General features: G+C 71.4%; 20 protein-coding genes. 7 read left to right on the top strand and 13 right to left on the bottom strand.

The annotated features are described in order from the left end of the window. Positions 1-112 precede the first annotated feature (112 nt). The 3 genes from O7631_RS14680 (at position 113) to O7631_RS14690 (ending at position 2,642) form a co-directional block, all read left to right on the top strand. Positions 113-1,396, top strand: a complete 1,284-nt coding sequence (locus O7631_RS14680; RefSeq protein ID WP_278144720.1) for an MFS transporter — start codon at positions 113-115, stop codon at positions 1,394-1,396. Further along, complete coding sequence (locus tag O7631_RS14685; RefSeq protein ID WP_278144721.1) at positions 1,393-2,376, top strand: hypothetical protein; 984 nt, start codon at positions 1,393-1,395, stop codon at positions 2,374-2,376. Before O7631_RS14680 ends, O7631_RS14685 begins: the two co-directional genes overlap by 4 nt. A 119-nt stretch (positions 2,377-2,495) precedes the next feature. Then, a complete protein-coding gene (locus O7631_RS14690) occupies positions 2,496-2,642 on the top strand; it encodes a hypothetical protein (RefSeq protein WP_278144722.1) in 147 nt (48 codons plus the stop codon). Positions 2,643-2,658: 16 nt separating this feature from the next. On the opposite strand, the gene O7631_RS14695 is transcribed toward O7631_RS14690, so the two are convergent. The 6 genes from O7631_RS14695 to O7631_RS14720 all read right to left on the bottom strand — a co-directional run bounded on the left by O7631_RS14695 (position 2,659) and on the right by O7631_RS14720 (position 11,204). Then, entirely contained in the window at positions 2,659-3,597 is a 939-nt protein-coding gene (locus tag O7631_RS14695; RefSeq protein WP_278144723.1) for an ATP-binding cassette domain-containing protein, read from the bottom strand. Next, the gene (locus O7631_RS14700; RefSeq protein ID WP_278144724.1) at positions 3,594-6,626 is read right to left on the bottom strand and encodes an FtsX-like permease family protein; all 3,033 of its coding nucleotides are present in this window, start codon (positions 6,624-6,626) and stop codon (positions 3,594-3,596) included. Before O7631_RS14700 ends, O7631_RS14695 begins: the two co-directional genes overlap by 4 nt. Positions 6,627-6,704: 78 nt before the next feature. Then, on the bottom strand, positions 6,705-7,352 hold the full coding sequence (locus O7631_RS14705) for an ATP-binding cassette domain-containing protein (protein ID WP_278144725.1): 648 nt from the start codon (positions 7,350-7,352) through the stop codon (positions 6,705-6,707). Positions 7,353-7,470: 118 nt separating this feature from the next. Continuing rightward, a complete protein-coding gene (locus tag O7631_RS14710) occupies positions 7,471-8,049 on the bottom strand; it encodes a TetR family transcriptional regulator C-terminal domain-containing protein (protein ID WP_278144726.1) in 579 nt (192 codons plus the stop codon). Positions 8,050-8,101: 52 nt separating this feature from the next. Continuing rightward, entirely contained in the window at positions 8,102-8,767 is a 666-nt protein-coding gene (locus O7631_RS14715; RefSeq protein WP_278144727.1) for a hypothetical protein, read from the bottom strand. 28 nt (positions 8,768-8,795) lie between these two features. After that, entirely contained in the window at positions 8,796-11,204 is a 2,409-nt protein-coding gene (locus O7631_RS14720) for a PEP/pyruvate-binding domain-containing protein (protein WP_278144728.1), read from the bottom strand. A gap of 145 nt (positions 11,205-11,349) precedes the next feature. On the opposite strand from O7631_RS14720, the gene O7631_RS14725 reads away from it, so the two are divergent. From O7631_RS14725 to O7631_RS14735, 3 genes are all read left to right on the top strand, one after another. Continuing rightward, positions 11,350-11,997 carry a M23 family metallopeptidase gene (locus O7631_RS14725; RefSeq protein ID WP_269680189.1) on the top strand — a complete coding sequence of 216 codons (648 nt, stop codon included), beginning with the start codon at positions 11,350-11,352 and terminating at the stop codon, positions 11,995-11,997. Positions 11,998-12,069: 72 nt separating this feature from the next. After that, a complete protein-coding gene (locus O7631_RS14730; RefSeq protein WP_088990612.1) occupies positions 12,070-12,300 on the top strand; it encodes a DUF2188 domain-containing protein in 231 nt (76 codons plus the stop codon). 175 nt (positions 12,301-12,475) lie between these two features. Then, the gene (locus tag O7631_RS14735) at positions 12,476-15,484 is read left to right on the top strand and encodes a fibronectin type III domain-containing protein (protein WP_278144729.1); all 3,009 of its coding nucleotides are present in this window, start codon (positions 12,476-12,478) and stop codon (positions 15,482-15,484) included. Positions 15,485-15,559: 75 nt separating this feature from the next. On the opposite strand, the gene O7631_RS14740 is transcribed toward O7631_RS14735, so the two are convergent. The 4 genes from O7631_RS14740 to O7631_RS14755 form a co-directional block, all read right to left on the bottom strand. Then, positions 15,560-16,432, bottom strand: coding sequence for a hypothetical protein (locus O7631_RS14740; protein WP_278144730.1), 873 nt, complete (start codon positions 16,430-16,432; stop codon positions 15,560-15,562). A gap of 127 nt (positions 16,433-16,559) precedes the next feature. Continuing rightward, a complete protein-coding gene (locus tag O7631_RS14745) occupies positions 16,560-17,105 on the bottom strand; it encodes a hypothetical protein (RefSeq protein ID WP_278144731.1) in 546 nt (181 codons plus the stop codon). Between the two features lie 235 nt (positions 17,106-17,340). After that, positions 17,341-18,363, bottom strand: a complete 1,023-nt coding sequence (locus O7631_RS14750; protein WP_278144732.1) for a DUF4331 family protein — start codon at positions 18,361-18,363, stop codon at positions 17,341-17,343. A 169-nt stretch (positions 18,364-18,532) separates the two neighbouring features. Continuing rightward, entirely contained in the window at positions 18,533-19,789 is a 1,257-nt protein-coding gene (locus O7631_RS14755) for a family 16 glycosylhydrolase (RefSeq protein ID WP_278144733.1), read from the bottom strand. A 381-nt stretch (positions 19,790-20,170) separates the two neighbouring features. Here O7631_RS14755 and O7631_RS14760 point away from each other — a divergent pair, with 381 nt between their 5' ends. Continuing rightward, positions 20,171-20,569: a hypothetical protein gene (locus tag O7631_RS14760; RefSeq protein WP_278144734.1), complete on the top strand. Its 399-nt coding sequence runs from the start codon at positions 20,171-20,173 to the stop codon at positions 20,567-20,569. Positions 20,570-20,591: 22 nt separating this feature from the next. Here O7631_RS14760 and O7631_RS14765 read toward each other — a convergent pair whose 3' ends face one another. From O7631_RS14765 to O7631_RS14775, 3 genes are all read right to left on the bottom strand, one after another. Beyond that, positions 20,592-22,061 (bottom strand): aminotransferase class V-fold PLP-dependent enzyme, encoded by a 1,470-nt coding sequence (locus O7631_RS14765; RefSeq protein ID WP_278144735.1) that lies wholly within the window; start codon positions 22,059-22,061, stop codon positions 20,592-20,594. Then, positions 22,048-23,730 (bottom strand): ATP-binding cassette domain-containing protein, encoded by a 1,683-nt coding sequence (locus O7631_RS14770; RefSeq protein WP_278144736.1) that lies wholly within the window; start codon positions 23,728-23,730, stop codon positions 22,048-22,050. The genes O7631_RS14765 and O7631_RS14770 overlap by 14 nt, the downstream gene beginning before the upstream one ends. A 112-nt stretch (positions 23,731-23,842) precedes the next feature. Next, positions 23,843-24,463 carry a TetR/AcrR family transcriptional regulator gene (locus O7631_RS14775; RefSeq protein ID WP_278144737.1) on the bottom strand — a complete coding sequence of 207 codons (621 nt, stop codon included), beginning with the start codon at positions 24,461-24,463 and terminating at the stop codon, positions 23,843-23,845. Positions 24,464-24,521: the final 58 nt, after the last annotated feature.

Genomic DNA, 24,521 nt, shown 5'->3' on the forward strand with positions numbered 1-24,521 from the left:
TTTGTCGTATGTTCACCCGACGCACGCCTGGCGGTCCCCGACGGACCCTTGCCGCCTCTCCGCCCAGTCGCCACGATGGCTGACCGTCAGCTACCGACCTGAGGAGATGCTCGTGTACCTGTCGACCGTCTCCCGACCGGTCGCCGACCCACCACAATCGGGGCCACGCCGCCGACGGTTCGCGATGGTCAGTGGCAACGTCGTCGCGCTCGGCACGGTCAGTCTGATCACCGACGTCTCCGCGGAGATGGTGGCCGCCGTCCTCCCGCTCTATCTGGTGCTGGGCCTGCAACTCAGCCCGGTGGCGTTCGGCGTGCTCGACGGCGTCCACACCGGCGCGACGGCGCTCCTGCGGGTCGTCGGTGGCTACGCCGCCGACCGGTTCCAGCGCCGCAAGCTGATCGCGGGTCTCGGCTACACCCTCTCGGCGGTCGCGAAGCTCGGGCTTCTGCTCGCCGGCCGGTCGATACCGGCGATCGGCGCCGTCATCGCCGTCGACCGGCTCGGCAAGGGTGTCCGCAGCGCCCCACGCGACGCCCTGATCACGCTCTCCACCCCACCGGAGGCGTTGGGTCGGGCGTTCGGGGTGCACCGGGCGATGGACAGCTTCGGAGCGTTCCTCGGGCCGCTCGCCGCGTTCGCGGTCCTGCTGGTCGTCGGCCAGTCGTACGACGCGGTGTTCGTCACCAGTTTCTGTGTCGCCGCCCTGGCGGTGGTCGTCCTCGTGCTGTTCGTCCGGGAGCGCCCACCGGGCGAGGTGGAGGGCGAGGTGAAGGACGAGCCGAAGGTCTCCGTCCGGGAGGCTCTCCGGCTGTTCCGTGCCGGACCGGCCCGTCGACTCGTGCTGGCCGCGGCGATGCTCGGGCTGGCGACGATCGGCGACGGGTTCGTCTACCTGTTGTTGCAGCGTCGGGAGGATCTCGGCCTGCGCTGGTTCCCGTTGCTCGCGGTGGGCACCAGCCTGGCCTACCTGCTGCTCGCCGCTCCGCTCGGTGTCCTCGCCGACCGGATCGGCCGACTGCCAGTGGTGATCGGCGGCTACGTCGCCCTCGGCGCGACGTACCTGCTGCTCGCCGGCCCGGTCGACGGCTGGCCGCTGATCGTGTTGACGCTGACGCTCTACGGCGCGTTCTACGCGGCCACCGACGGCGTGCTCATCGCGCTCGCCGGGCCGGTCCTGCCGGCGCGGCTGCGGACCACCGGCATCGCTCTCGTGCAGACCGGGCAGGCCCTGGCGTACCTCGTCTCCTCGGTGCTGTTCGGTCTCGCCTGGCAGGCGTTCGGGCCGGAGACCGCGATCCGCGCGGCGGCCGCGGCCGTCGCCGGCGTCCTGGTCCTCACGCTGCTCCTGCTGGTCTGCCCAGCCCGCCTGACCACTCGGAAGGTGCCCCGATGACCGCGATGTCGACCCGGGCGAAACTCGGCGTGGTGACCGCCTCGGCAGTGTTGTTGGGCGGTGTGGCGGCCGGCTACGTGGCCACGGCGGCGGAAACCCCGCCGACGCCGCCTCCCGCCCCCGGCGACCAGGCGGTCACCCTGACGTCCGGTCCGCGCCTGCTGGCGCTCACCGACCGGCACGTCTCGACCGTCGCCACGGCCGACCCCACCGGGCCGCGTACCGTCTCCGGTCTGGAATGCCTGCGGGTGTACGCCGCCGCCGGCACCGGTGTCTGCCTGAAGCCGGAAACCGCGTGGTCGTACCAGATGGTCGTGCTCGACTCCGCGTTGCGCGAGACCCGGACGATCAGCGTGCCGGGTCTGCCGAACCGGGCCCGGGTCTCGGCCAGCGGACGGATGGTCTCCTGGACGACGTTCGTCGGCGGCGACTCCTACACCTCCAGCGGCTTCTCCACCCGCACCGGAATCCTCGACACCAGCAGCGGTGCGACCGTCGCCTCGCTGGAGGAGTTCGCGATCACGAAGGACGGTCGGCGCTACCGCCACCCGGACGTCAACTACTGGGGTGTCACCTTCACCGCCGACGACAACCGCTTCTACGCGACGATGTCGACCGGGGGCAGGAGGTACCTGGTCCGGGGTGACGTCGCCGCCCGCACCGTCGAGACGGTGAAGGAGAACGTCGAGTGCCCGTCCCTGTCACCGGACGGCACCCGGCTCGCGTTCAAGGAGGCCGTCGACGCCGATCCGGCGAAGGGTTGGCGGCTCTCGGTCCTCGACCTGGCGACCATGCGGGTCACCGCGACAGCCGAGACGACGAGCGTCGACGACCAGGCCGCCTGGCTGGACGGCGGCACGCTGGCCTACACGCTGCGGCAGGACGACGGACGGCCGGACGTGTGGAGCGTCCCGGCGGACGGGTCCGGCGCGCCGAAGCTGGTGATCCCCGGCGCCGAGTCGCCGTCCCCGCTGACCTGACGGTCCGGCCTCGTCGGGCGGTCAGGACACCTGACCGCCTTGGCGCGGACAGCATTCCGTCATGTGGGATTCCGCGCCGCACCCATCGCCGTTCATCGACGTTCTTAAGGCTGCTGACCATGACAAGGCTCAGCCGTCGCATATTCGTCCTCAGTGGACTCGCCGCCGCCGGAGTGGCGGTGACACCCCGTCAGGGTGCCCGCGCCGCGCTGATGTCCGCCGACGAACTGCGCCGACTCAAGGCGCGGGGCACCCCGACCCACTGAGCCGCGAGGGGCCCGTTCAGCCTGCCTGGTCGGGCGAGCCGACGACCCCCGCCACCCCGTCGTCCGGGCCGCCGGACGACGGGGTGGCGACGGCGCGCAGAGTCACCGACCGGTCGGTGTGGTCGACCTCGAAGAGCGTTCCGGCCGGGAAGCTCGCCAGCATCTCGGGCGGCAACTGGATCGTGCCGTCGCCGGCCACCACGGCGAAGTCCCGCCCGTCGCGCCCCTCGGCCCCGACCCGACCGTCCCGGATCGTGACGGCGCGGCCCAGCCGGGCACCCACCTCGCCGTCATGGGTCACCACGATCACCGTGGTGCCCCGCTCCGCGTTGACGGTGGCCAGCGCCGCGAGCACCTCGTCCCGACCGGACGCGTCGAGCTGGCTGGTCGGCTCGTCGACCAGGAGCAGCCCGGGCCCGGCCGCGAGTCCTTGCGCCAGAGCGGCCCGCTGACGCTGCCCCGGAGTCAGGTCGCCCACCCGCCGCGCGCCGGCGCCGCCGAGACCGACGAGGTCCAGGACCGCCTCCGGCGGATCAAGCCGACGTCCGGCGATGCGTGCCGCGGGTCGCTGCGCCAACCAGACGTTGCGCGCCAGCGACACGTACGGCAGCAGGTTGCGTTCGGCGCCCTGGAGCACCGTGCCGACAGTGGCCCCGCGAAGGGCCGCCAGGCCCTTGGCCGAGAGCCGGGACAGCTCGTGGTCGCCCACGTGCACGCGCCCGGCGGACGGTTGCATGAGCCCGCCGAGGATTGCCACCAGAGTGGACTTTCCCGAGCCGGACGGCCCCACCAGCGCCAGCATCTCGCCCGGTGAGATCCGCAGGTCCACACCGGAGAGCGCGACGACGTCACCGGTGGCGCTGGGGTAGATGTGGATGAGCCGGTGGCAGGTGACGGCCACGCCCCCGGCCGGCCGCGCGGCGGTCGTCGGCTCGTCGTGCGGCTCGGTGGTCATCGGCTGCTCCGGCGGCGTACCGAGGCGGCGACGACCCGACCGAGCACGAGCGCGGTGACGGCGAACAGCGTGATGGTCGGCACCGTGAACAGCAGCAGCAGCCGGCCGACGTCCGGCCAGTCGGGCAACGGGACCGGCGAGCGGCCGTCACTGAACAGGCGCTGCCCGCCCCGGGTGAGCAGCCAGATCATCACTGTGACGAGACCGCCCGACACGGCGGCGACGGCGACCGGCCACCCGTAACCGCCCCGCACCGCTCGTGGCGGCAGCCCCTGCCGGCGCAACGCCACCAACATGGCCACCCGGGTACGCTGCTCGGCCGCCGCCATCGCGACCAGGCCGGCCGCCCCGATCAGCACCCCGGCCAGCGCGGCGAACAGGTTGAAGCGCACTGCCAGCGCGGCACCCTGCCGGTCGAATTCCTGTCGCACGGCGGCGGTCGTCCGATCGGCGGTGATGACCAGACCCTGGGCGCGAAGCCGGTCGAGGACGTCGGCGGGAGCCGACGACGTCAACCAGACCTCCTCACTGCCGTTCTGGCTGGCGACGGCGAGGCGATCCGCGTATTCCAGGTCGACGACCAGACCGGTGCCACCAAGTCGCGGCAGCCGATCGGCCAGGCCCTGGACGGATGCCGTGGTCGGTGTGCCGTCGACGCCGTCGTACGGGTGGGCCCTGCCGAGCGGGGTCCCCGTCGACCTGGTCAGGTAGCCCGGCAGCGGAAACGGCGCGTCGACAACACTGATGGCGGCCGGTGTCGCCCGCCGGTTCTCGTCCACGGTGAGGACCATCGCCGTGGTCGTCGCGCTCGCGCGGGTGGTGCTCGTGTCGGACAGCCGCCACCGCGTCAGGTCGGCGAACTGCGCGCCGGTCAGCACCACCATCTCGCGTCCGCCGTCCTCGTCGCTGCTGCGTAACTCCTCGAAGTGGACCTCCAGTTGGCGGGAGACCACTGGGGCGACGATCTCGATCTTGACCAGTCGGCATTCCTGCGCGCACTCGGGCACCTGGAATGGGTAGGCCTGGCGGGCGGGCTCGACGTCCTTGAGAGAGGCGACCACCCGGGTGCCGTTGGCACTGGCGACCGTGACCGCGAGGCGAACCTTGTTCCCGGCGAAGGCCTCGGCGTCGAAGCTGGTGAAGAGGACCAGGTCGAGCAGTTGCCCCCGGAAGTACACCGGCTCCCCGGGCGCGGCCGGGTGGATCTTCCGTGCGACGTCCGGCAGGGACACGCCGTAGGACGGATGCGGCGCTGCCACCGTCGCCAGCCGGTCGGAGTCCACAGCGAGGAGCGGTGTGCCGGCCGCGGAGGACACGCTCGTCACCACTGCGGCCATCGCGAAGCGACCCTCGGGATCGGCCGTCCGCACGGCCTTCAGAAGGTGCGAACGGGACGTCGCGTCGACCTGGACCACGCGCGGCGCGCCGACCTCGACAACTGCCCGGTCGGTGTAGGCGGTCGATGCGACCTCGCTCGTCGCGGCGGTGAAGGCGAGCATCGCGACGACCACTGTGAGAAGCGCGATCAGGGGCCGGAAGCGGGGTTGTCGGGCCACCTGCACCAGGGCGAGACCGGTGGCTGTCCGCCCGCGCGCCAGCAGCGCAGCGCCCGCCGCCGCGCCGATGATCATCGCGACCCGGGCCAGCAGGACACCTGCGGCGAACGCCCCGGCGACCGGTGCCACCAGGGCCAGTCCGCTGGGCGATCCGCCGGAGCGCAACTGCACCACGGCGGCCACGGCGACGGACACCGCGACGACGTCACCGATGGTCGCCCGCCAGCCGCGGGTCCGTGCCGGGACCCGACGCAACAGGTCGACGACCGACCCGGACAACATCCGAAGCTGGGCAAGCAGGACCGCGGCGAGCGCGCCGACCGCGCCGACGGCGGCGAAGCCGATCACGGTGGCGTCCACCCCGACGTCGGCCCGGGCCGGAAGGGTGCGCGCGGCGAGCAGTGTGGCGGCGGCGACGCCGCCCAGGCAGCCGAGGGGAATCGCGATCAACACGGGTACGGCGTGCTCGCCGATCGCCAGCGCCCACAGCCGTCGGCGCTGCACCCCGCGGAGCAGGAGCAGGCCCTGCTCCGGTCGGCGCTGATCCGCCGCCGAGCTGACCGCGACGAACAGGACCAGCCAGCAGAGCAGGACGAGCAGCCCGGCGCCCAGGGTCACGCCGTCGGCCAACTGCCCACGTTGCACTGCCACCCGGTCGAGGAGGAGGGACAGGCTGCTGCCGCCCCCGAGGCCCGCGCGGCTCGCGTCCCGCGTCACCACCGCGACGGCGGTCCGCAGGTCCGAGGCGGAACGGGTGTCGAGCAGGCGCTCGGTGACGTAGAGGTCGGCAGTCGACCGATGCAGGAGCGCGTCGTCGTCGGTCAGGGGCGCGGCCTCGGCGGTGAAGACGGCGTCCTCCGCGCTGCCCACGGCCGGAGTGCTGGACGGGCCCGCCGCGGCGGGACGAATGTATTCCGCGCCCAGCCAGAACGGATCGGTCACGTCCTGCGGTTGGTAGACGCCGGCCACCCGTACCGGCACCACGCCGAAGGTGAACTGGTCGCCGACGGCTACACCGAGCCGCGCCGCTGTCTGCGCGCTGACCATGACCTCGGGGACCTGCCCTCGCGTCGTGGCCCGGGGGCAGGCGCCGGACACTGTCACCCGTTCGCAGACCCCCGCGCGGAAGACCAGGGTCGAGGTCACCCGTCCGGAGCGGCCGGCGGCGACGCCGCTGCTCTGCGCACCCAGGACGACCTCGAAACCGGCCGGCGTCAACTGCCGCACCCTGTCGGCGAACGGGGTCCGCGCGGGGTCGCCGGGCATCCCCGGATATTCGACGGGGTCGGCGAGTCGCAGTCGAAGCTCGTTCGGCGTCGCCCTGGACGCCTCGTAGCGGGCCAGGGCCTGGCCGGCGGCGGCGACATAGCTCGGCGCGGCCGCGGCGGCGGCGCTCGCGAGCACGGTGAGCAGGAGCACCGCCAGGGCCTGCGCCCGGCGGGCCGCGATCGCGCCCCAGATGACGGTCAGCATTGGTGCCGAGGGTATCGACCAGGCTGACGACCCGCCGCCCCGTGCGAACGGACCGGGACCTGTCGGTCGTCGGGGTCCTCAGTCGCGCAGGACCTCCGCCCGGCCCTCGACGAGGTGCAGCTCCGCTTCGCAGGCGGCGGCCACCTCCGGGTCGTGGGTGGCGAACACGACGGCCGCGCCCCGCCGCGCCTCGTCGTGCAACAGGTCCAGAACGCGCTGCCGGTTGCCCGCGTCCAGCTCGCTGGTCACCTCGTCGGCCAGCAACACGCGTCCGCGCAGAGCCAGGCCACGGGCGACCGCGGTCCGCTGCTGTTGGCCACCGGACAGCTCCTCGACGAGTTGGTCGGCCTGGCCGGCGAGGCCCAGCAGATCCAGCATCGCGGTGGTCTGCCGACGGGCCTCGGGTGGTGCCACGCCGTCGGCCACGAGCGCCACCTGAAGGTTCTCGGCGGCGGTGAGGATCGGGGCCAGTCCGTTGTCCTGGGGGACGAGGACGATCCGGTGCTCGACCGCGTGGTCACGATCGCGCAGCGGCTGCCCGTCGACGCGCACCACTCCGTCGCGTGGGCTCAGTAGCCCGGCCATCGCGTTGAGCAGGGTGCTCTTGCCGGCGCCGGAGGAACCGGTCAGCGCCAGGATCCGGCCGGGGCGAACCGTCACCGACACGTCCCGGAGAACGGTCCGGTCTTCGCCGTAGCCGACAGCCATGTCGTGGATGGTCAACATCGTTACCCGCCCTCCCCGTGCCGCGTCCGCAGAGTGCCACGCCCGACGGGATCGCACAATCCGTCGTCGACGCGGCCCCGGATCCCGCGCTGCTGAGGCGTGGCACGACCACTACCGCTCAGGCGGGCGACGAGCCGAAGAGCAGGTCCAGGTGGGCGTCGAGCGCGCCCAGCGCCTGCTCGGCGGTGTACTGCCCGCCGAGCAGGTACACACCCAGCCCTTCCATCAGCGCCAGCAGGCCGGCCGCGGCGGCGTCGCCCCGGCCGGCGGGCAGGACGCCGGCCACGAACTCGGTGAGCTGCCGGGTGCCCTCCCGGAGACCGGTCGCGGCGGCCGGTCGCACCGCCGTGTACGCGAGGAACGCGAGCGCCACCCGCCCGTCGTCGCGGGTGTGCTCGTCGAGGGGCAGCAGGGCGGCGAGCAGGGTCCGCAGCAGCAGCCGAGGCGGCGGGTTCTCGCCCAGCCGGGAAACCGCGTCGGTGACCCGGACCTGGCTGCGCTCGCGTACGACGCTCAACGCGAACGCCATCATCTCGTCCTTGGTCCGGAAGTAGTGCTGGACCATCCCGGCGGACACACCGGCCGCGGCGGCCACGTGTCGGAGGCTGACGGCCTCCAGCCCCTGGTCCGCGGCGACCCGCATCAACGCGTCCGCGATGAGGGTGCGTCGCTCCTGGTGATCGACCTTTTTGGGCATGGCCTCGATCGTTTCACAGTGGGTGACCCGGACGCCCCGCCGGCGGCGGTGGTTACCGGCTGACGGTGTTGCTCGTGGGGGTGCCCCGGGCGCTGCGCAGGAGGCCGTCGGGGTCGTCGGCGTACAGCCGCAGCTCGTTTGTCGGCACCGCTCCACCCCTGGGCAGGTCGAAGGTCATCGGCCGGCGCAGCAGGACGTCGATGCTCGTCTGGCTGCCGACCGAGATGGACACCACCCGCCGGTCGCCCTCCTGCTCGACCTGCACCGACCTGCTCGACGGCAGCGAGCGGTAACGCTTGCGCAGCGCCTCGACGTCCGTCCACGGGACGAAGATGTCGATGCCGGAACTGAGCTGGACCCGCAGGCCCCGGTCGCCCACGACGTGGGGGTGGATGGTCATGCTGGCGTACAGGCCGATCATCCAGAGCAGACCCCAGACGCCGAGGCCGAGAACGATCCAGCGGGCGGGCCGCCAGGGCACCACGTGGGTGACGACGACATCGAAGATCGGGATTTCCACGACCGACAGGCCGATGAAGATGCCCAGGATCGGCTTGACCACGCCGAGGTAGCCGAACGGCTCGTCGCCGGCAGCCAGCGGCAGCGGGCGGCGTCGCGCCCACACGTACAGGCTGCGCCACGTCGCGGCCTCGGCCTGCGCCGCGCGACGCAGCAGCGGGCCCACCCGTGCCCTGGTCGGGGCCTTCGTGTCGCTCATCGTCGTCCTTCTCGGTAGCTGTCGGCGGTCAGTGGAGCGTGACGGTGCCGGCGGCGCCGTCCACTGTGACGACCTGCCCGGTGCGGAGCGTCCGGGTGACGTCGGGGACGCAGATGACGGCGGGGATGCCGTACTCGCGGGCCACCGTCGGGCCGTGCGCCATGATCGCGCCGGTCTCGGTGACCAGCGCCGCGGCGGTGAGGAACAGCGGCGTCCAGCCGGGGTCGGTGGTCGCGGCCACCAGGACGTCGCCGGGCTCGATGTGGGCGGTGCGCGGGTCCTGGACGACCCGGGCGGGGCCGGTCACCCGGCCCGCCGACGCGCCCACGCCGGTCAGCGTCCCGTCGGCGGCGGGCGCCGCCGGCAGGACGGCCTCGACGTCCGTGCCGTCGGAGAGCAGCGCCACGGGCACCGACCCGCGCCGTAGTTCCCGCCGGTGCACGGCCCGTCGGGCGGTGACTGTCGCACGCGGATCAACCCCCTGGTGTACGACGTCGTGCACCTCGTCGAGAGTCAGGAACATGATGTCGTCGGGCTGGTCCAGCAACCCGGAGTCGTGCAGGTCGGCCCCGATGAGCAGGAGCTGACGGCGGGTCTCGCGCAGGGGGTGGAGCCCGGCGAACTTGCCGGCCTCGCGCAGGCCCGCCAGGGACCGTGCGCGGCGCAGCAGGAAGGCAGCGACGGTGCCCCGCACCGGCCGGCGGCGGCGGGCTCGCCGGGTCAGGTCCTCCAGAGCTGTCTCCGCAGCGGAGGCGGCCCGTCGGAACCGGCGGTCGGGGGCCTGCTGTGGGTCGGTGACCCGGAGGTAGTTCGCGACCGCCGCGAAGACCGGAGTTGGGTCTTCCTCCCAGCGCGGTACGCCGAGGTCGACCTCGGCGACGCCCCGGTGCCCGTAGACGTCCAGGAAGGCGGCCATGCCGATGTCGGGCAGGGTCCCGCGCAGGTGGCGCGCGGCCAACTCGGCCGGCGGGGTGTCGAGGAGGAGCTGCCGGTGGTCGCCCGCGCTCTGGGCGAGCCGCCACAGGGCCAGGTCCATCTCGATGGTGATGTTGTGCGGCATGCCGCCCAGCACGGTGTGGATCTCGTCCGGGCCGGCCAGACCCTTGAGCAGAGCGGCCGGCAGCGCGGCGGCGAGCATTCCCGCGACGATCGGCCACATGATCGCGTCGGCGGTGTCGTCGGCGTGGGCGTCGCGCGCCTGCACGAAGCGCAGCCGGTCGGCGGCGGAACCCAGGTCGGTCGGGGCGGCCGATCGTGTCCTCATCTGCTCGATCGCCTCGAACATCCGGATCCGCGCGGTGTCGGGACGGGCGAGGGCCCGCAGGATCCCCACCACCGCGCGTCGGGCCGTCCGCAGCGACGCGGCCGTTGGCGCTCCGCCGCGCGTGACGCCGCCGCTGGTCGGGGCGAAGCGGGGATCGGCCAGCACGTGCTGCATCACCGCCTGGGCGCGTGGCCCGAAGTCGACAGCCAGCAGCTTGACCAGCCGCTTGCGGGACGACCGGTCGCGCGCCAGGTCGGTCAGGTCACCGTAGAGCCGGCCACCGATGTCGACGATCTCGACCCGTACCCCCAGCGACGCCAGCATGGCGGCGATCTGTGTCCGCAGGGTCGACATGCCCATCGGGGTGACCGGTTGCCGCATGCCCTGGACGTGACCGAACTCCAGGTAGACGCGGGGGAGGGGTTTGTCGGTGGCGGGCGGCTGTGGAAACAGGCTGGTGATCGGTCGGGACTGGAGGAGCCACTGGACGTCGTCCGCGTCGATCGCCCACTCGATGTCCTGCGGGCAGCCGAAGTGGGTCTGGAGTCGTTCGCCGGTGGCTCGCAGGTCGGCCAGGTGCGCGGACGTGAGGCATCCGGTGTCGTCCCGGGCGACACCGTCGAGGACGTAGTGGTCCACCGTCGCCACGCCGTCCACCACTGTCGTGCCGACACCCGGAGCCGCGTCCACCGCCATCTCGTCGCGACGTCCGGTGAGCGGGTTCGCGGTGAACAGCACCCCGGCGGCCCGGGGCGTGATCATGCGTTGTACCACGACGGCCATCCGCACCTGCCGATGGTCGATCTGGCGGGCGTCGCGGTAGGCGGTGGCGCGGTCGCTGTGCAGCGAATCCCAGCACTTCTCGATGGCGGCGATCAGCTGGGTGGTGCCGACCACGTCGAGCACCGTGTCCTGCTGGCCGGCGAAGCTCGCGTCGGGCAGGTCCTCCGCCGTGGCGCTGGACCGCACGGCGACCGGGCCCGCCCCGAGCCGCTCGTACGCGGCGACGACCTCAGCGGTGGGTATCACGCCGAGCCGGTACGCCTCGGTGGTGACGCAGAAGCCCTCCGGGACCCGTTCGCCCCGCCGGATCAGTTCGCCCAGTCCGGCGGCCTTACCGCCGACCAGGTCGAGCATCTCGCTGGTCACCTCGGACAACGGGATCACGTGCATCGGGGAGCCCACTCTCGTTGCAATACGACTGCATTGCTGTCGACCGTAGCTCGTTTACGATGCGACTGCAATGTATCCGATTCGGGCCACCGTCCGGCGGCGACCCGGAGGCGCGAGGTTGTCGGCGTCTGCCATGCTCGGGCCGGTGACGACCGGCCGCCCCGCCAGAGCCCGCACCCACCGCCGCCCGCGAAGCCGCATCCTCCTCGTCCTCCTCGCGCTGGTCGCGGTGGCAGCCGTCCTCGGCGTCGCGGTGGTCGTGGTGCCGATGCTGCGACCGGCGGGTCCGCGCCCGCTGTTCCAGATGCCCGTCGCCTGCGACGAGACCTGGCAGCTCAGCACCTATCCCGGGCACGACGACTACGACGTCGACTTCTTCCCCATCGAGGGCGAGGCGTGGGGGCGGCCGGTCCTCGCGTCCTATGCCGGAACGGTCACCGTGGCCGGCATCAACGGGTCGCTCGGTGGTCGCACCCCGGAGAACCCGGAGGGCCCACGCGGGCGCGGCGGCGGTTACTGGGTGAAGATCGATCACGGCGGCAAGTGGGAGACGCAGTACCTGCACCTGCTCGAACCACCGCTGGTCCAGGTCGGTCAGAAGGTCGCCCGGGGCGAGCAGATCGGGAAACTCGGCAGCACCGGCAACTCCGGCGCCCCCCACCTGCACTACGAGCAGCGGCGCGGCTGGGAGAAGGTCGAGACCTACTTCGACGGTGAGCCGTCGGGGATCACCACCGACGACCGTGAACAGATCCTGCGGCGGGTGAGCAACAACTGCCCGGCCGTCTCGTGAGGACGGCGGTTTGCCCGGCGCGTCTCGGGGCACTGATCCGGGGAACAGTTCGGACGCAGGGAGGAGCTGGCCATGGCCAAGGGTGACGTCGACACGTACCACGAGGACGGGCAGTGGAAGAACAAGCCGGAGGGCAACGAGCGGGCCAGCAGCACGCATGACGTGAAGGCCGACGCGCAGGCCCAGGGTCGTGAGATGGCGGCCGACCGGGGCGTCGAACACGTGGTCAAGAAGCAGGACGGCACCATCGGGGAGAAGAACACCTATCCCCGCAGCCGTGATCCCCGGGACATCGAGGGCTGACCGCCCCTCGTCTCCGTTTTCCGCGGACCGACCCCCCTCGGCAGGAGCCGACGGGGGTCGTTCCGTCTCCGTCGAGGCGACGTCGGTCTCCGGCTGTTATCCGCGTACCGGAAATACGGGTGGTTTAGGGGGTTATAGTCCGAATCGGGACTGGAGTGACAGCGGGGGAGTGGGCATGTCGTTGTGGGGCCGGCGCCGTCCGGCCAGTGCCCGTGCGCTGGTCGTCGTCCTGATCGCGGGCGTGCTCGCGTTCGGGCCACTTCCGGCGTCGGCGGCCGGCTCCGTCCTGTTCGACCAGCCGTTCCACAACAACACCGCGAACGGCATCGGTGCGGTGGCGGTGCCAGCCGTACCCGGCGTCGTCACCACCAACGCCGCCTGCCTGAGCGCCGCCGGCAACACCACCATCGGGCCGCTGCTGAGTTGCACCACCTCCACCGACCCGCAGGGCGCGGGCAAACTGCGCCTCACCCCCGCCACCATCAACCGGCAGGGTGGGGTGTTCAGCGCGGTGAGCGTGCCCACCTCACAGGGCCTGCACCTCACCTTCAACACCTACCAGTACGGCGGTACGTCCCCGGGCGCGGACGGCCTCGCCTTCGCGTTGGCAGCTGTCGACCCGGCCAACCCGAGGTCGCCGTCGACGCTCGGCCCGGCGGGCGGATCGCTGGGCTACTCGGCGGCGTTCGCCGGTGTGTCGTCGGGCCTCTCCAACGGCTACCTGGGCGTCGGGCTGGACGTCTTCGGCAACTTCAGCAACAGCACCTACCAGGGCAGCGGCTGCACGAACCCGCCGTACATCTCGACCACCGGTGGGCGGGTCCCCGGCCAGGTCGTGGTCCGTGGACCGGGCCGCAACGGCGTCGGCTACTGCGCCATCAACAGCACCGCCGGCAGCACCTCGGCGTCGGCCATCCCGCTGCGGGCCAGCACCCGGGCCGCCTCCGTGGTGCCGGTCGAGGTCGTCATCAACACCACAGCGTCGCCATACACCACCGACACCGGCATCACCACTCCCGCCGGCCAGTACCGGATCAGATTCACCCCGGTCGGAGGGCAGGCACGACTTCTGGAGGGCGTGCTCCCGGTCGTGTCGCCCAGTCTGTACCCGTCGCCGACCTGGCTGAACGCCAACGGCTACCCACGGCAGGTCGCCTTCGGCTGGGTGGGCTCCACCGGCTCGGTCACCGACTTCCACGAGGTGGACGATGCCCGGGCGGTCAGCTTCAATCAGGTGCCGGACCTGAACGTGTCGCAGACCAGCGCGGTCGGGGCTTCCCCGCAACCCGGTGACCCGGTCACCTACTCGATCACTGCGGGGGTCGACGCCGGCACCACGGAGACGGCACCGATCTCGGTGACCCAGACCGTCCCCACCGGTGTCGTACCGCGCGCCGCCTACGGGACCGGCTGGGTCTGCGGCGCACCCTCCGGGCAGACCATCACCTGCACCAACAGCAACGGCCCGTTCGCCGGTGGAACCTCGCTGCCGCCGATCACTGTCGTCGCGACCGTCACCGGCACGGGCGTGACCCCGGCGCAGATCCAGACCGCGACCGTGGCGACCTCGTCGTCGATCGACGCGAACCCGGGGCTCGCCACCGGCACCACCCCCGTCGCGCCCGCGACCGCGCCGACCGGCGTCACCGTCACCCCGGCCCAGAGCTCGATCTCCGGCGGCATCCCGGTCACCGTCGGCGGCAGCAACCTCACCGGCGCGACAGCCATCACCATCGGTACGGTCGCCGAGCAGCAGGCCGGCACCTCGGTGCTGCTACTGCCCTGCACCTCCGGGCCGGCCCCCGGCTGCTTCACGGTGAATGCGAACGGCACGCTCGCCATCTCCTCGATGCCCGCCCGATCCAGCCCGGGGACGGTCACGGTCAGCGTCGTCACCCGAGGATCGGCCGGCTCGGCGAACTACGTCTACGCGTCCACACCGGGCACCCCGGCCGCGCCCACCGCCGTCGCGGGCGTCACCAGCGCCACAGTGACCTGGACCGCGCCGGCCAGCAACGGCAGCCCGATCACCAGCTACCTGGTCACCCCGATCCGGGACGGCGTCACGCAACCGACGCTGACGTTCGACGCCTCCACCACCAGCCGCACCCTGACCGGCCTGATCGCCGGTTCCTCGTACGCCTTCCGGGTGGCTGCGGTGAACGCGCTCGGCACCGGCGCGGCCAGCCCGGCCTCGGCGGCGGTGGTTCCGTACACCCTGCCCGGCGCCCCGACGATCACCTCGGTCACTGCGGGGACCACCGCCGCCAGGCTGAGCTGGACCACCCCGGCCAACGGCGGATCGGCGATCACCGGGTACACGGTGACGCCGTACCTCGGCGGTGTGGCGCAGACCCCGCAGACCTTCACCGGGACCGACACGACCCAGACCGTCACCGGGCTGACCGGTGGCGCCACCTACACCTTCCGGGTGGCGGCGATCAACGCCGCCGGCACCGGTCCACAGTCGGCCGGCTCCGCGTCGGTGACTGTCAACCCGGCACCGACGCTGACCTTCGCGCCGCCGCCGCCCGGCAAGGTCTACGACCCGTACCAGTACCAGCTCACAGTGGCCGGCGGCACGGCTCCCTTCGCCTGGTCGGTCAGTGCCGGGAGCCTGCCAACCGGCTTGACCCTCGACCCGGTCACCGGCCTGCTCTCCGGCACACCCACGGTGTCCGGGACGTTCCCGTTCACCGTGCGGGTGACCGACTCGTTCAACCAGTCCGCGACCCGACCGGTCGAGCTGGTCGTCAACCCGCTCGGTGGGCTCTCCATCAGCGTCCCGGCGATCTCCACACTGGGCACCGTCACCTCGGGTGCGACTGGGGTCTCAGGCCAACTCGGCCCGGTGACCGTCACCGACGACCGAGGACCGTTCTCCGGGAACTGGGTCAGCGTCGTCTCCAGCACGAGCTTCACCACGGGTTCCGGTTCGGGCGGGGAGACCATCCCCAACAGCAGCATCACGTACGCCTCCGGGGCCGCCCTGGCCGCCACCGGCGTCGGCACCTTCGTCCCGCAACCCGGCGCGGTGCTGAACACCCCGCGTACGGCCGCCCGGTGGACCGGCCAGACCGGCGGTGCGAACTCCGCCACCTGGAACCCCACACTGTGGGTGACGCTCCCGTCCGGAGTGGTGGTCGGCGACTACGTGGCGGTCGTGACGCACTCGGTCATCTGAGAACCTGCCGTCGGAGACGACGCTGCCCGGCCGTTCCGCAATGGAACGGCCGGGCAGTCTGTGCGGGCTGGAACCTCAGGCCAGTTGGGCGCGGTGCCGGCGGACGAGATACCAGCCGCCGAGGGTGACCAGCACCAGCGCGGCGATCGCACCGACCGTGTAGACCAGCCAGCTCGGCCCGGCGGACGTCGCGACAGTCATCGGCGCGGCGACGGGCAGGCTGATCTTCCCGGTCGCGGTGCGTTCCACGGTGCCGCTGGCGAGTTTCGCCTGCACGTCCCAGGTCCCGGCGGGGAGCGCCTGGTTGACCTCGATCCGGACCTGGCCGCTCTGGCCGGGCAGGATCGTCACACCGTTGGTCACCTTGAATGGGCCGGCCCGGACCGCCTGCTTGCTCAACGACAGGGTGCCGGTCATGTCCAGCGCGCGTTGGCCGGTGTTGGTGACAGTCGCGGTGACGACCGGGAACTCGCCGATCCCGGGTTCGGCGCCCAGCCCGTCGATGCGGAAGTCCGTCGGTGGCTCTCCACCCGGACCGACGTCCAGGTAGACCCGGATGCCCACCCGGTGGATCTGGGTGACGTTGCCGGTGCGTTCCTTCGCGCTGGTGACCTGCGCCCAGATCGCCGCGTACCGCTCGCCCTTGGAGGCCTTCCTCGGCACCGCTATCTCGACCTCGACCGGCCGTCGCTCACCCGGATCCAGCACCATCCTGGCTGTCTTCAACCGGATCCATCCACTGAGTTCGTTTTCCGTACGCCCCTCCGGCACGGTGAAGGCGTTGTTCTCCACCGACGCCGCCCCGGAGTAGAAGTCGATCTCCTGCGACTCGCCGGAGGAGTTCAGCACCTCGACCCGGCGGTTGATCGTCGTCCCGGGCTTCAGGTGATCCACGATGTAGACCTGGGCGCGGGGGTCCTGCACGCGGCTGGCGGGGATGTCGAGCATGCGGATGCTGATCGCGGGTTCCTCGGCGGGTTCCTGTCGTTGCTCCCGCACGGCAACGGCTGGCGCCGCCGAAACCCCGAGCGCCACGAGGGCGACCGAGGCCAGCAGCGCCAGCCGACCGAGCGGGTCAGACCACCGAATGTGTCACCGTCCCGGTGTAGACACCCTGGACGGTGCCGACGGGCACGTTCACCACAAGCGTCGGGTTCCAGGTGGCGAAGTTGTTGCCCGTGCCGCCGGTGTGGGTCATCGCGGTGCGGGGCACGTTGATGATCACCTGCTGAGCGGCGGTCGGTTGGCCGGGCGTGAAGGTGCCGCCGCCGGCGGTGGCCGTCGCGGGACCCGACCAGTAGAGGACGTTGATGTTGGGGATCGTCTCTCCCGAGGTGCCGCCGCCGGTGATGAAGTCGGTGGAGATGACGCTGGCCGTCCAGTTGGGGGTGAGCGACCCGCGCTGGTCGAGCACCGTGACCGGGCCGAGCTGCCCGGTGATGGTCGATCCCTCGACACCGTGCCCGATGTTCGCCGACGCCGGTACGGTGATCGACAGACCGCCGGCGGCGTCGACGGTCAGGGTCACGATCGTGTCGCCGGTCGTGTCCGCGGCGGCCGGGCCGGCGAGCGCGACGACGGCGGCGACGCCGGCCATGCCCGCGAGAAGTTTCCTGCGCATCGAATCTCCTTATCCTCGAATCGCCCATACGGCGCTTTCGAAGAGTAACTACGCAAATCGCCCACTAGTGGGCAAACAGCTCGCAGGTCACCCGGACGCCTGGCAGTCATGAGCTGGGAAAAGTCGATCGCCCGCCGGTCGTTACGACAGCGGGCGATCGTGACCGGGGCGACGAGCCGATCCTGCGGGCGAAGCGGGCCCCGTGTCGGAGCCTGACCCGCTGCGCCGCGGACCGTCAGGCCGGCACGACGTAGGGGAAACTGCTGGCCCGGGCGGCCTTGGTGACCTCCGGGGTGAGGCCCGAGGTGGTGCCGGTGTTGAGGACCAGCGAGAACATCACCTCGGGCGCGTTGTCGGCCAGGGCGCGTCCGTTGCGGACCGCGAAGCCGTAGTTCGCGGCCGTGCCGACCGTGTACGACAGGAGGTCCGGATAGAGCTGCCGGGCGACGCTCCAGCCGTACGCCTGCGGATCCGGTGCGGTGCCGTTCGCCGCGACGACACCCGCGACCGCGTTGGCGATCTCCTCGCCGTCCTCGGCGAGGTCGCGACTGGGGTGGCGGAAGTTGGCGGGGTTCGAGAAGTCGGTGTCGTGCGGCCAGAAGATCGGCCACATCATGGGGTGGCCGGCGCGGTTGATCTGACGCCAGCCCCCGGCATCGGTGGCCAGCAGGGTGCGACACCACACGCCGATCTCGGTGCCGTCGCGCAGCAGGGGCTCGTCGTGGGACACCTCCAGGACGATCGACTCGACGGTCGTGCCGGCGAAGCTGTTCTTGGCCTGGTCGACGCGCCACGACGATCGGTCCACGGTCGAACCGTCCTTGACCGCGCCGTTGATGGTGGCGAGTTCGTCGAGGTCGACGAAGAACGGGTCGGTGATCCGCCCGGCCCAGATCCGGACGTTGGTGCCGGTCGACACCTCACCGGTCCGTCCCTCGGCGATGGGAGTGCCCATCGCGGCGTCGTCGCGGGCGTCCGATCCGGTCAGCTCGTACAACTGGAAGGCCTGCTTGCCGTCGCCGTCGAGTTCACCGAAGGCGAACCGGTAGGTCAGGTCCTCCAGCTCCGTGCCGTTGACGTGGATCTTGAATTCGTACCGGCCCTCGGCGTGGAAACCACGCTTGATGTCAGCCCTGGTCACCGAGCTGTTGACGTCCATGACGAACACCGTGGCGCGATCACCGTTGAAGACGAAGAGGTCGTCGATGTAGAGCTGACCGCCCTGGGCGGCGAGGGGGGTGTCGAGATGGTGCGACATGAACTCACTCCCGAACGGCCGAATTCTGGACTGATCCGAACGTAGTGGGCGTGGGTTCGACCGGAGTGGGGGTTGGCTCGCGATTCACCCGGGCGGCGGAGCGGTCCGCGCAGGACGGCGGGCCGCCCGAGACTGTGCTCGAACGGCCCACTCGCGGTGCCGGGGTACCTCAGATGCGAGACCACTTCTGGTTGGCCGCGCCCAGGCAGTCCCACAGGTGCAGCTTGCCGCCGTTGTTGGGGTTGGCTTCCCGTACGTCCACGCACTTGTTGGCGTTGAGGTTGACCAGGTCGCCTGCGCCGTTGAGGGTGAAGCGTTGGGCCGTGTTGCCGTTGCAGCTGACCAGGTTGACCTCGGTGCCGTTGGCGGTGCCGGCCCAGGCGGGGTCCATGCACTTGCCCATCGCGCGGACGGTCCCGTCGGAGGCGAAGGTCCACGCCTGCGCCGCGGTGGTGTTGCAGTCCCAGATCTGCAACTTGGCGCCCTCGACCGGGTTGGCGCTGGGGATGTCGATGCAGCGACCGCTCTGCGCGCCCCGGATCCGGCTGGTGCCGGGAGCGGGGTCGCCTCCGCCGGAGGTGTAGCTGGACACCCGGACGTAGTCGACGAGCATCTGCTGCGGGAACTGCGTCGAACCGTCGGGGTAGCCGGGCCAGTTACCACCGACCGCGACGTTGAGGATCATGAAGAAGGGGTGGTCGAACACCCAGCGGTTACCGCCGAGCCGCGCGGGGTCGACCCGGTGGTACTGCACCCCGTCCAGGTACCAGGTGATGACGTTCGGCTCCCAGTCGACCCGGTAGGTGTGGAAGCCGTCGGCGAGAGGGCTGCCCACTGTGCGACTGCCGGTGATGCCGCCGCCGCCGGAGTAGCCGGGTCCGTGCACGGTGCCGTACACGGTGTTGGGTTCCCGGCCGATGTTCTCCATGATGTCGATCTCGCCCGCGTCGGGCCACCCGCCGCCGGTGCCGAGCATCCAGAACGCCGGCCAGATGCCCTGGCCCCGCGGGATCTTGATCCGTGCCTCGAACCGGCCGTACGTCTGCGTGAAGGTGGCCGCCGACAGCAGTCGGGCCGACGTGTACTCGCAGCGCCCGTAGTGGCACTGGTAGTTGCCGGGGTTGTCCCGGCGGGCGGTGATCACCAGGTTGCCCTGGCCGTCGTGGACGGCGTTGCTGGTGCTGCTCGTGTAGTACTGCCGTTCGTTGTTGCCCCAGCCTCCGCCGCCGATGTCGAACCGCCACTTGTTCTGGTCGACGGGCGTGCCGGCGGGGGAGTTGAACTCGTCCTGCCAACTGATCGGGCCGATGGCGGCCTCGGCCCGATCGGGCGCCGGCGGGACGACGAGTGCCAGGGTGGTGGTGACCAACGCGGCTGCCGCGAGTACGAGTGGTCGGAAGCGGAGTTTGGGGCGGGCTGTGAACACGGGAGGCTCCTCAGCGTGGGGGTGACGGAGGCGTCGTGCGAAGAGGCGGAGAGCGCTCTCCAAACTGAAGCATGTCGATGCCGAGTCCTTTCTGTCAAGAGTGTTTCCAATATGACAACCGTCCGTTACCGCCCGATGCTGGCCAGTGAGCGGCGGGGTGCTGGAGTGCGACGAGCACGCGAGGTTCGTCGATGTCTCCGAGGTGGACGGCGGCAGCGCATCGACGGAGGTCGGGAATCCCGACCGTTACTCGATGGCGGTCGAATCGACCCTTCCTATTGCCGTGGGGCGTCCAACCGGGACAGGATGGCGAGGCGTGCGGGAAACCTCCTCGTAACCTGCGCGCTGCTGGTCTCTGTCACAAGGAAGTGGGAGTCAGTCATGAGCGACGCGTCGACGGCGCTGGGTGTGCGCCTCTATCCGGACCTGGTCGAGCACGGCGGTCTGGCCCCCGCGCTCGTCGAGACCGCCACCCGCCACGGGCTCGACATCGGCCGGGTGAGTGCCCCCGACCAGGGGCGCAGCCGGTTCACCTGCGCCGAACTGCACTCCGACCAGGGCGTGGTCTGCGTCAAGCTGGGCTCGCAGGCCCGATACTTCATGATCGACCTGCGGGTCTCCGGCGAGGTCCTCGCGCGCGGCGACGTCATGGACCTGTTGCAGGTCGCCCAGGTGGCCGCGGCCTGGCGGGCCGGGCTGCCGTTCACCGAGCTCACCGCCCGGTTCCCGTTCATGGAGGAATTCACGCACCACCCGGGCCCGGTAGCCCAGGTCAGCTAGGGCACGCTGGCCCGCGCTGCCGTCAGCAGCGTAGTCGGGGTGGCAGAGGTGAGCCCACCCCGACGTCACGGTTCAGGTACGTCGACTGCACGAAGGCGACGAAACGCTCCGCGTCGGTCGCGGTCGACGCCAGCCCGAACGAGACGCGTACCGCGCCGCCCGTCGGCAGACGCAACGCGTCGAGATACTGGTCGATCGTGTCGACCCGCGCCAACAGCCGCTGCCGCACCGACTCCCTCCTGATCCCGAACGCTCCCTCACCCGCGCCCGGATTGCAGAAACAGCCGGTACGCAGTGAGAACCCGGCTGCCGCGGACTCCCGGGCGACGAGCCGTTCGTCGACCAGGGTGCCGTCCGGGTGGCGGAGGTTGAACGCCACAGTGCCACCGCGCCCCGCACCCGTCGTCGGCCCGTACACCTGCACCAGGGGCCCGCCGGTGTCGTGCCGCAGCGTGGTCAGCCGTTCCAGCAACCACTCGGTGAGCAGGGCGACGCGGCTGTGGACGAGGTCGACGCCGATCGAGTCGAGCCACCGCAACCCGAACTCCACGTCCGGGATGCTCAGGAAGTTGAGTGTGCCGTCCTCGAACGCCGACTCGTCGTCCGTCGACCGGTGCCAGTCGCCCTGCACGCTGACCGCGCGGATGGTGCCGCCCGCGAACCACGGCCGGCGCAGCCGGGCCAGGGCGTCGCGGCGGGCCAGCAGCGCGCCGACCCCGGTGGGGTAACCGAAGAGCTTGTACCAGCTCAGGCACACGAAATCAGGCCTGACGGCGCTGAGGTCCAACCGGTTCGTCGGCGCGAACGCGGCGGCGTCGAGCAGCACGTCGTACCCGCGCCGGTGCGCCACCTCCACCCAGTCCAGAGGATGCTGCACGCCGGAGAAGTTGCTCTGCGCCGGATAGGCGAACAGGCCCCGACCACCGGGGCGACCCCGCCGGGCGGCGAGGCCGCCCCGGCCGGCATCGAGCACCGCGACCAGGTCGGACTCCGCGACCCGTAGGTCCGGCCCGCTCAGCGGTACGTAGCGCGTTGTCGCGCCGGCCGACCGGGCGTACTCGCGGACACCGTTGACGGAGTTGTGGTTGTCCCAGGTCAGCACCAGTGACCCGCCCCGACGGAAGTCGTACGCCTCGCCGACCAGCCGACAGGCGCCGCTGGCGTTCGGGGTGAAGACGACCGCGTACTCGGCCGGATCCGCGCGGAAGAAGTCGAGCACCGTGCGCCGGGCCGACTCCACCAGCGAACCCGCCGCGCTGCTGGTGGGATTCTCCGAGTGCGGGTTGCCGTACAGGCCGGCGAGCAGCCGATCGTGGTGCTCGCGTACCTGGGCCTGCGCCGCCACACCCGCCCCGGCGTAGTCGAGGTACACCTGCCCGTCCCGGTCCAGGTGCTGGTATTCCGTGGCCCGCAGGTCGTCGATGCGGCTCGTGGCGGAATATCCGGGCCACGCCGTCGGCGAGGTGGGCGCTGCCGGCTCACGGGTTGCCACGGGAGTCCCTCCGTGCCAGCACCGCCCAGGTGGCGCTCAGGAAGAGCACCACGAAGCCACCGAGCACCAGCCAGTTCACCCACACCGGCCGGGAGAAGCTGTCGCCGTACGTGGCGAGCAGCGGCGGGCCGAGCGGCGAGCCGCCGTCGCGCCAGAGCCGCTCCACCCCGGCGGTGTGCCCCAGGGCCTCGAACGCCCACCGGTTCGACATCGCGAAGCTGAGCCACTGACCACCGACCGCCATGGCCGGCACCGGCAGGATCGCGCCGACGAACAGCACCTGCGGGAAACACAGCATCGGCAGCATGAGCGTGGCCTGTGCCGCGTCGGACACGGCCGCCGAGCACAGCAGACCGAGGGCGAGCGCGGCCGTCGAGGAGAGCAGCAGGGTCGCGTACAGGGCGGCGAAATCGCGGCCGTCGACAGGTGGCAGCCGGTCGATGCCGCGCAACACCCCGAGCAGGGCCAGGTCCACCAGGGCCAGCAGCGGCAGCAACACCGCGACCTTCCCCATCAGGTACGGCACCAGCCGGACACCCGCCAGCCGCTCCCGACGCAGGACGGGTAGCTCGGTGCAGATCTGGAGCAGCCCGTAGGTCAGCCCGAAGAAGAAGCCGCCGAACGCGATCCAGAACAGGATCATCACCGTCACCGTGGGGCTCGGCCGGCTCGGCTCGAACGCGCCCGGACGGAAGAGCAGCGCGAACATGCCGAGCACCATCAGCGGTGAGCCGAGCAGGATCGCCAGCGTCAGCCGGTTGCGGACGACGATCTCCGCGTTGCGTGCGGTGAGGACGGACCACTGACGCAGCCGCCCGACGGGCGCCGGCGCGCCGCCGTCACCGGCGTGCGCGGGGCGGGCTGCTGGCTCCGCGTCGCGCCGCTGCTCGGCGAAACGGTCGGGCCACTGGATCGGGTGCGTCGCCTCGTCGAGACGGAGGTGCACCTCGACGAGGGATCGCAGGCCGAAGAACTCCCGGGCTGCGGCCGGGGTGCCGCTGAACGCCAGACGGCCCCCGCGGGTCAGCACGACCACCCGGTCGCAGTGGTCCACGTCGGTGATCTGGTGGGTGGTGAGCACGACCGTGGTCCCCGTGTCGGCGAGGGTGCGGAGCACCTGGAGCAGTTCCACGGCGATCGCCGGGTCCAGCCCGGAGGTGGGCTCGTCGAGGAGGAACACGCCGGGCCGGGTGAGCAACTCGACAGCGATGCTGGCGCGTTTGCGTTCACCGCCGCTGAGCAGTCCCACCGGTGTGCCGGCCCGTTCGCTGAGTCGCAGCTCGGCGAGCACCTCGGCGACCCGGTCGCCGACCTCGGCCGTCCCGGTCGCGGAGGGGAGGCGCAGGCGGGCGGCGTACCGCAGGGTGCGGGCCAGGGGCAGCTCCCGGTGGATGATGTCGTCCTGCGGGACGAAGCCGATGACGCCCGGGTCCGCGGTGCCGTCGTACGTCACGGTGCCCGCCGTCGGTCGCCGTACGCCCCCGAGCAGCTCCAGCAGTGTGGTCTTACCGGCGCCGCTGGCACCGATGATCGCGACCAGTTCGCCCGGCGCGATGGACAGCGAGACGTCGTCCAGGATCTGGCGACCGCCTCGGACGCTCTGGCCCAGCCCGTTCGTGGCGATGCCGACGCCGGTGCGCGGGGGAGTCGTGGTCTGCTCGGTCGTCATGTCGGGTGCCCGATCGGGTCGGTGAGGGTCCGCCTGGGACATCGTTCCTCGCCGATGTTACTGAGTGGCCCGGTCGGTGTGCCGGCCTGATCGGTCAGCGCTGTCCGTCCACTCAGTCGATCGTGGTCCGTGCCTCCGCCGGCACCTGGAGGAGATCCAGGCAGTTGCGCCACAGCGTTTCCAGCTGGCTCGGGTCGTTCAGCAGCTTCGCGAGCAGGACCCGTCCCTCGATCTGGGCCACGATGGAGCGGGCGGCCTCCCGAACGTCGACCGACGGGCCGGCCAGGCCGCGTTCCTTCGCCTCGACGACGACCTGCTCGATGAGGGTGATCTGCTCCTCGAAGATCTCCTGGAGCCGACCGCGGATATCCTCGGCCTGGTTGCTGAGTTCGAGGGCGAGGTTGCCGAACAGGCAGCCGGCGACGACCCCGGAGTTCTGTTGGCCGACGCGCTGGATCTCCTCGGTCGCCACGAACAGGTCCCGCAGCCGCCGTAGCGGGTCGTGCTCGGCGCCGAGCAGTTGCTCCCACTGGCGACGCTGAGCGACCCAGTGCTCGTCGATGACGGCGCGGGCGAGGGCCTGCTTGGATTCGAAGAAGTAGTAGAAGCTGCCCTTCGGCACGCCGGCCGTCGCACAGATCTCGGCCACGCCCAGGGCCGAGTAGCCGCGCTGCTCGATCAGCGTGGCGGCAGCGTCGAGGATCTTGTTCCGCGCGTCACTGGTCCGTCCCATGCTTTGACGATACACGACCGGTCGGCTAGCTTTTAGTAGACCAGTCGTCTAGTGGTCA

This window comes from Micromonospora sp. WMMD967, assembly GCF_029626165.1.
Taxonomy (GTDB): domain Bacteria; phylum Actinomycetota; class Actinomycetes; order Mycobacteriales; family Micromonosporaceae; genus Micromonospora; species Micromonospora taraxaci.

What these genes read in the sequence shown, in the direction of transcription:
- O7631_RS14720 (WP_278144728.1), bottom strand. Translation starts at nt 11,204, where the DNA reads ATGCACGTGATCCCGTTGTCCGAGGTGACCAGCGAGATGCTCGACCTG.
- O7631_RS14735 (WP_278144729.1), top strand. Translation starts at nt 12,476, where the DNA reads ATGTCGTTGTGGGGCCGGCGCCGTCCGGCCAGTGCCCGTGCGCTGGTC.
- O7631_RS14745 (WP_278144731.1), bottom strand. Translation starts at nt 17,105, where the DNA reads ATGCGCAGGAAACTTCTCGCGGGCATGGCCGGCGTCGCCGCCGTCGTC.
- O7631_RS14760 (WP_278144734.1), top strand. Translation starts at nt 20,171, where the DNA reads ATGAGCGACGCGTCGACGGCGCTGGGTGTGCGCCTCTATCCGGACCTG.
- O7631_RS14730 (WP_088990612.1), top strand. Translation starts at nt 12,070, where the DNA reads ATGGCCAAGGGTGACGTCGACACGTACCACGAGGACGGGCAGTGGAAG.
- O7631_RS14705 (WP_278144725.1), bottom strand. Translation starts at nt 7,352, where the DNA reads ATGTTGACCATCCACGACATGGCTGTCGGCTACGGCGAAGACCGGACC.
- O7631_RS14710 (WP_278144726.1), bottom strand. Translation starts at nt 8,049, where the DNA reads ATGCCCAAAAAGGTCGATCACCAGGAGCGACGCACCCTCATCGCGGAC.
- O7631_RS14690 (WP_278144722.1), top strand. Translation starts at nt 2,496, where the DNA reads ATGACAAGGCTCAGCCGTCGCATATTCGTCCTCAGTGGACTCGCCGCC.
- O7631_RS14775 (WP_278144737.1), bottom strand. Translation starts at nt 24,463, where the DNA reads ATGGGACGGACCAGTGACGCGCGGAACAAGATCCTCGACGCTGCCGCC.
- O7631_RS14695 (WP_278144723.1), bottom strand. Translation starts at nt 3,597, where the DNA reads ATGACCACCGAGCCGCACGACGAGCCGACGACCGCCGCGCGGCCGGCC.
- O7631_RS14750 (WP_278144732.1), bottom strand. Translation starts at nt 18,363, where the DNA reads ATGTCGCACCATCTCGACACCCCCCTCGCCGCCCAGGGCGGTCAGCTC.
- O7631_RS14740 (WP_278144730.1), bottom strand. Translation starts at nt 16,432, where the DNA reads ATGCTCGACATCCCCGCCAGCCGCGTGCAGGACCCCCGCGCCCAGGTC.
- O7631_RS14685 (WP_278144721.1), top strand. Translation starts at nt 1,393, where the DNA reads ATGACCGCGATGTCGACCCGGGCGAAACTCGGCGTGGTGACCGCCTCG.
- O7631_RS14715 (WP_278144727.1), bottom strand. Translation starts at nt 8,767, where the DNA reads ATGAGCGACACGAAGGCCCCGACCAGGGCACGGGTGGGCCCGCTGCTG.
- O7631_RS14770 (WP_278144736.1), bottom strand. Translation starts at nt 23,730, where the DNA reads ATGACGACCGAGCAGACCACGACTCCCCCGCGCACCGGCGTCGGCATC.
- O7631_RS14700 (WP_278144724.1), bottom strand. Translation starts at nt 6,626, where the DNA reads ATGCTGACCGTCATCTGGGGCGCGATCGCGGCCCGCCGGGCGCAGGCC.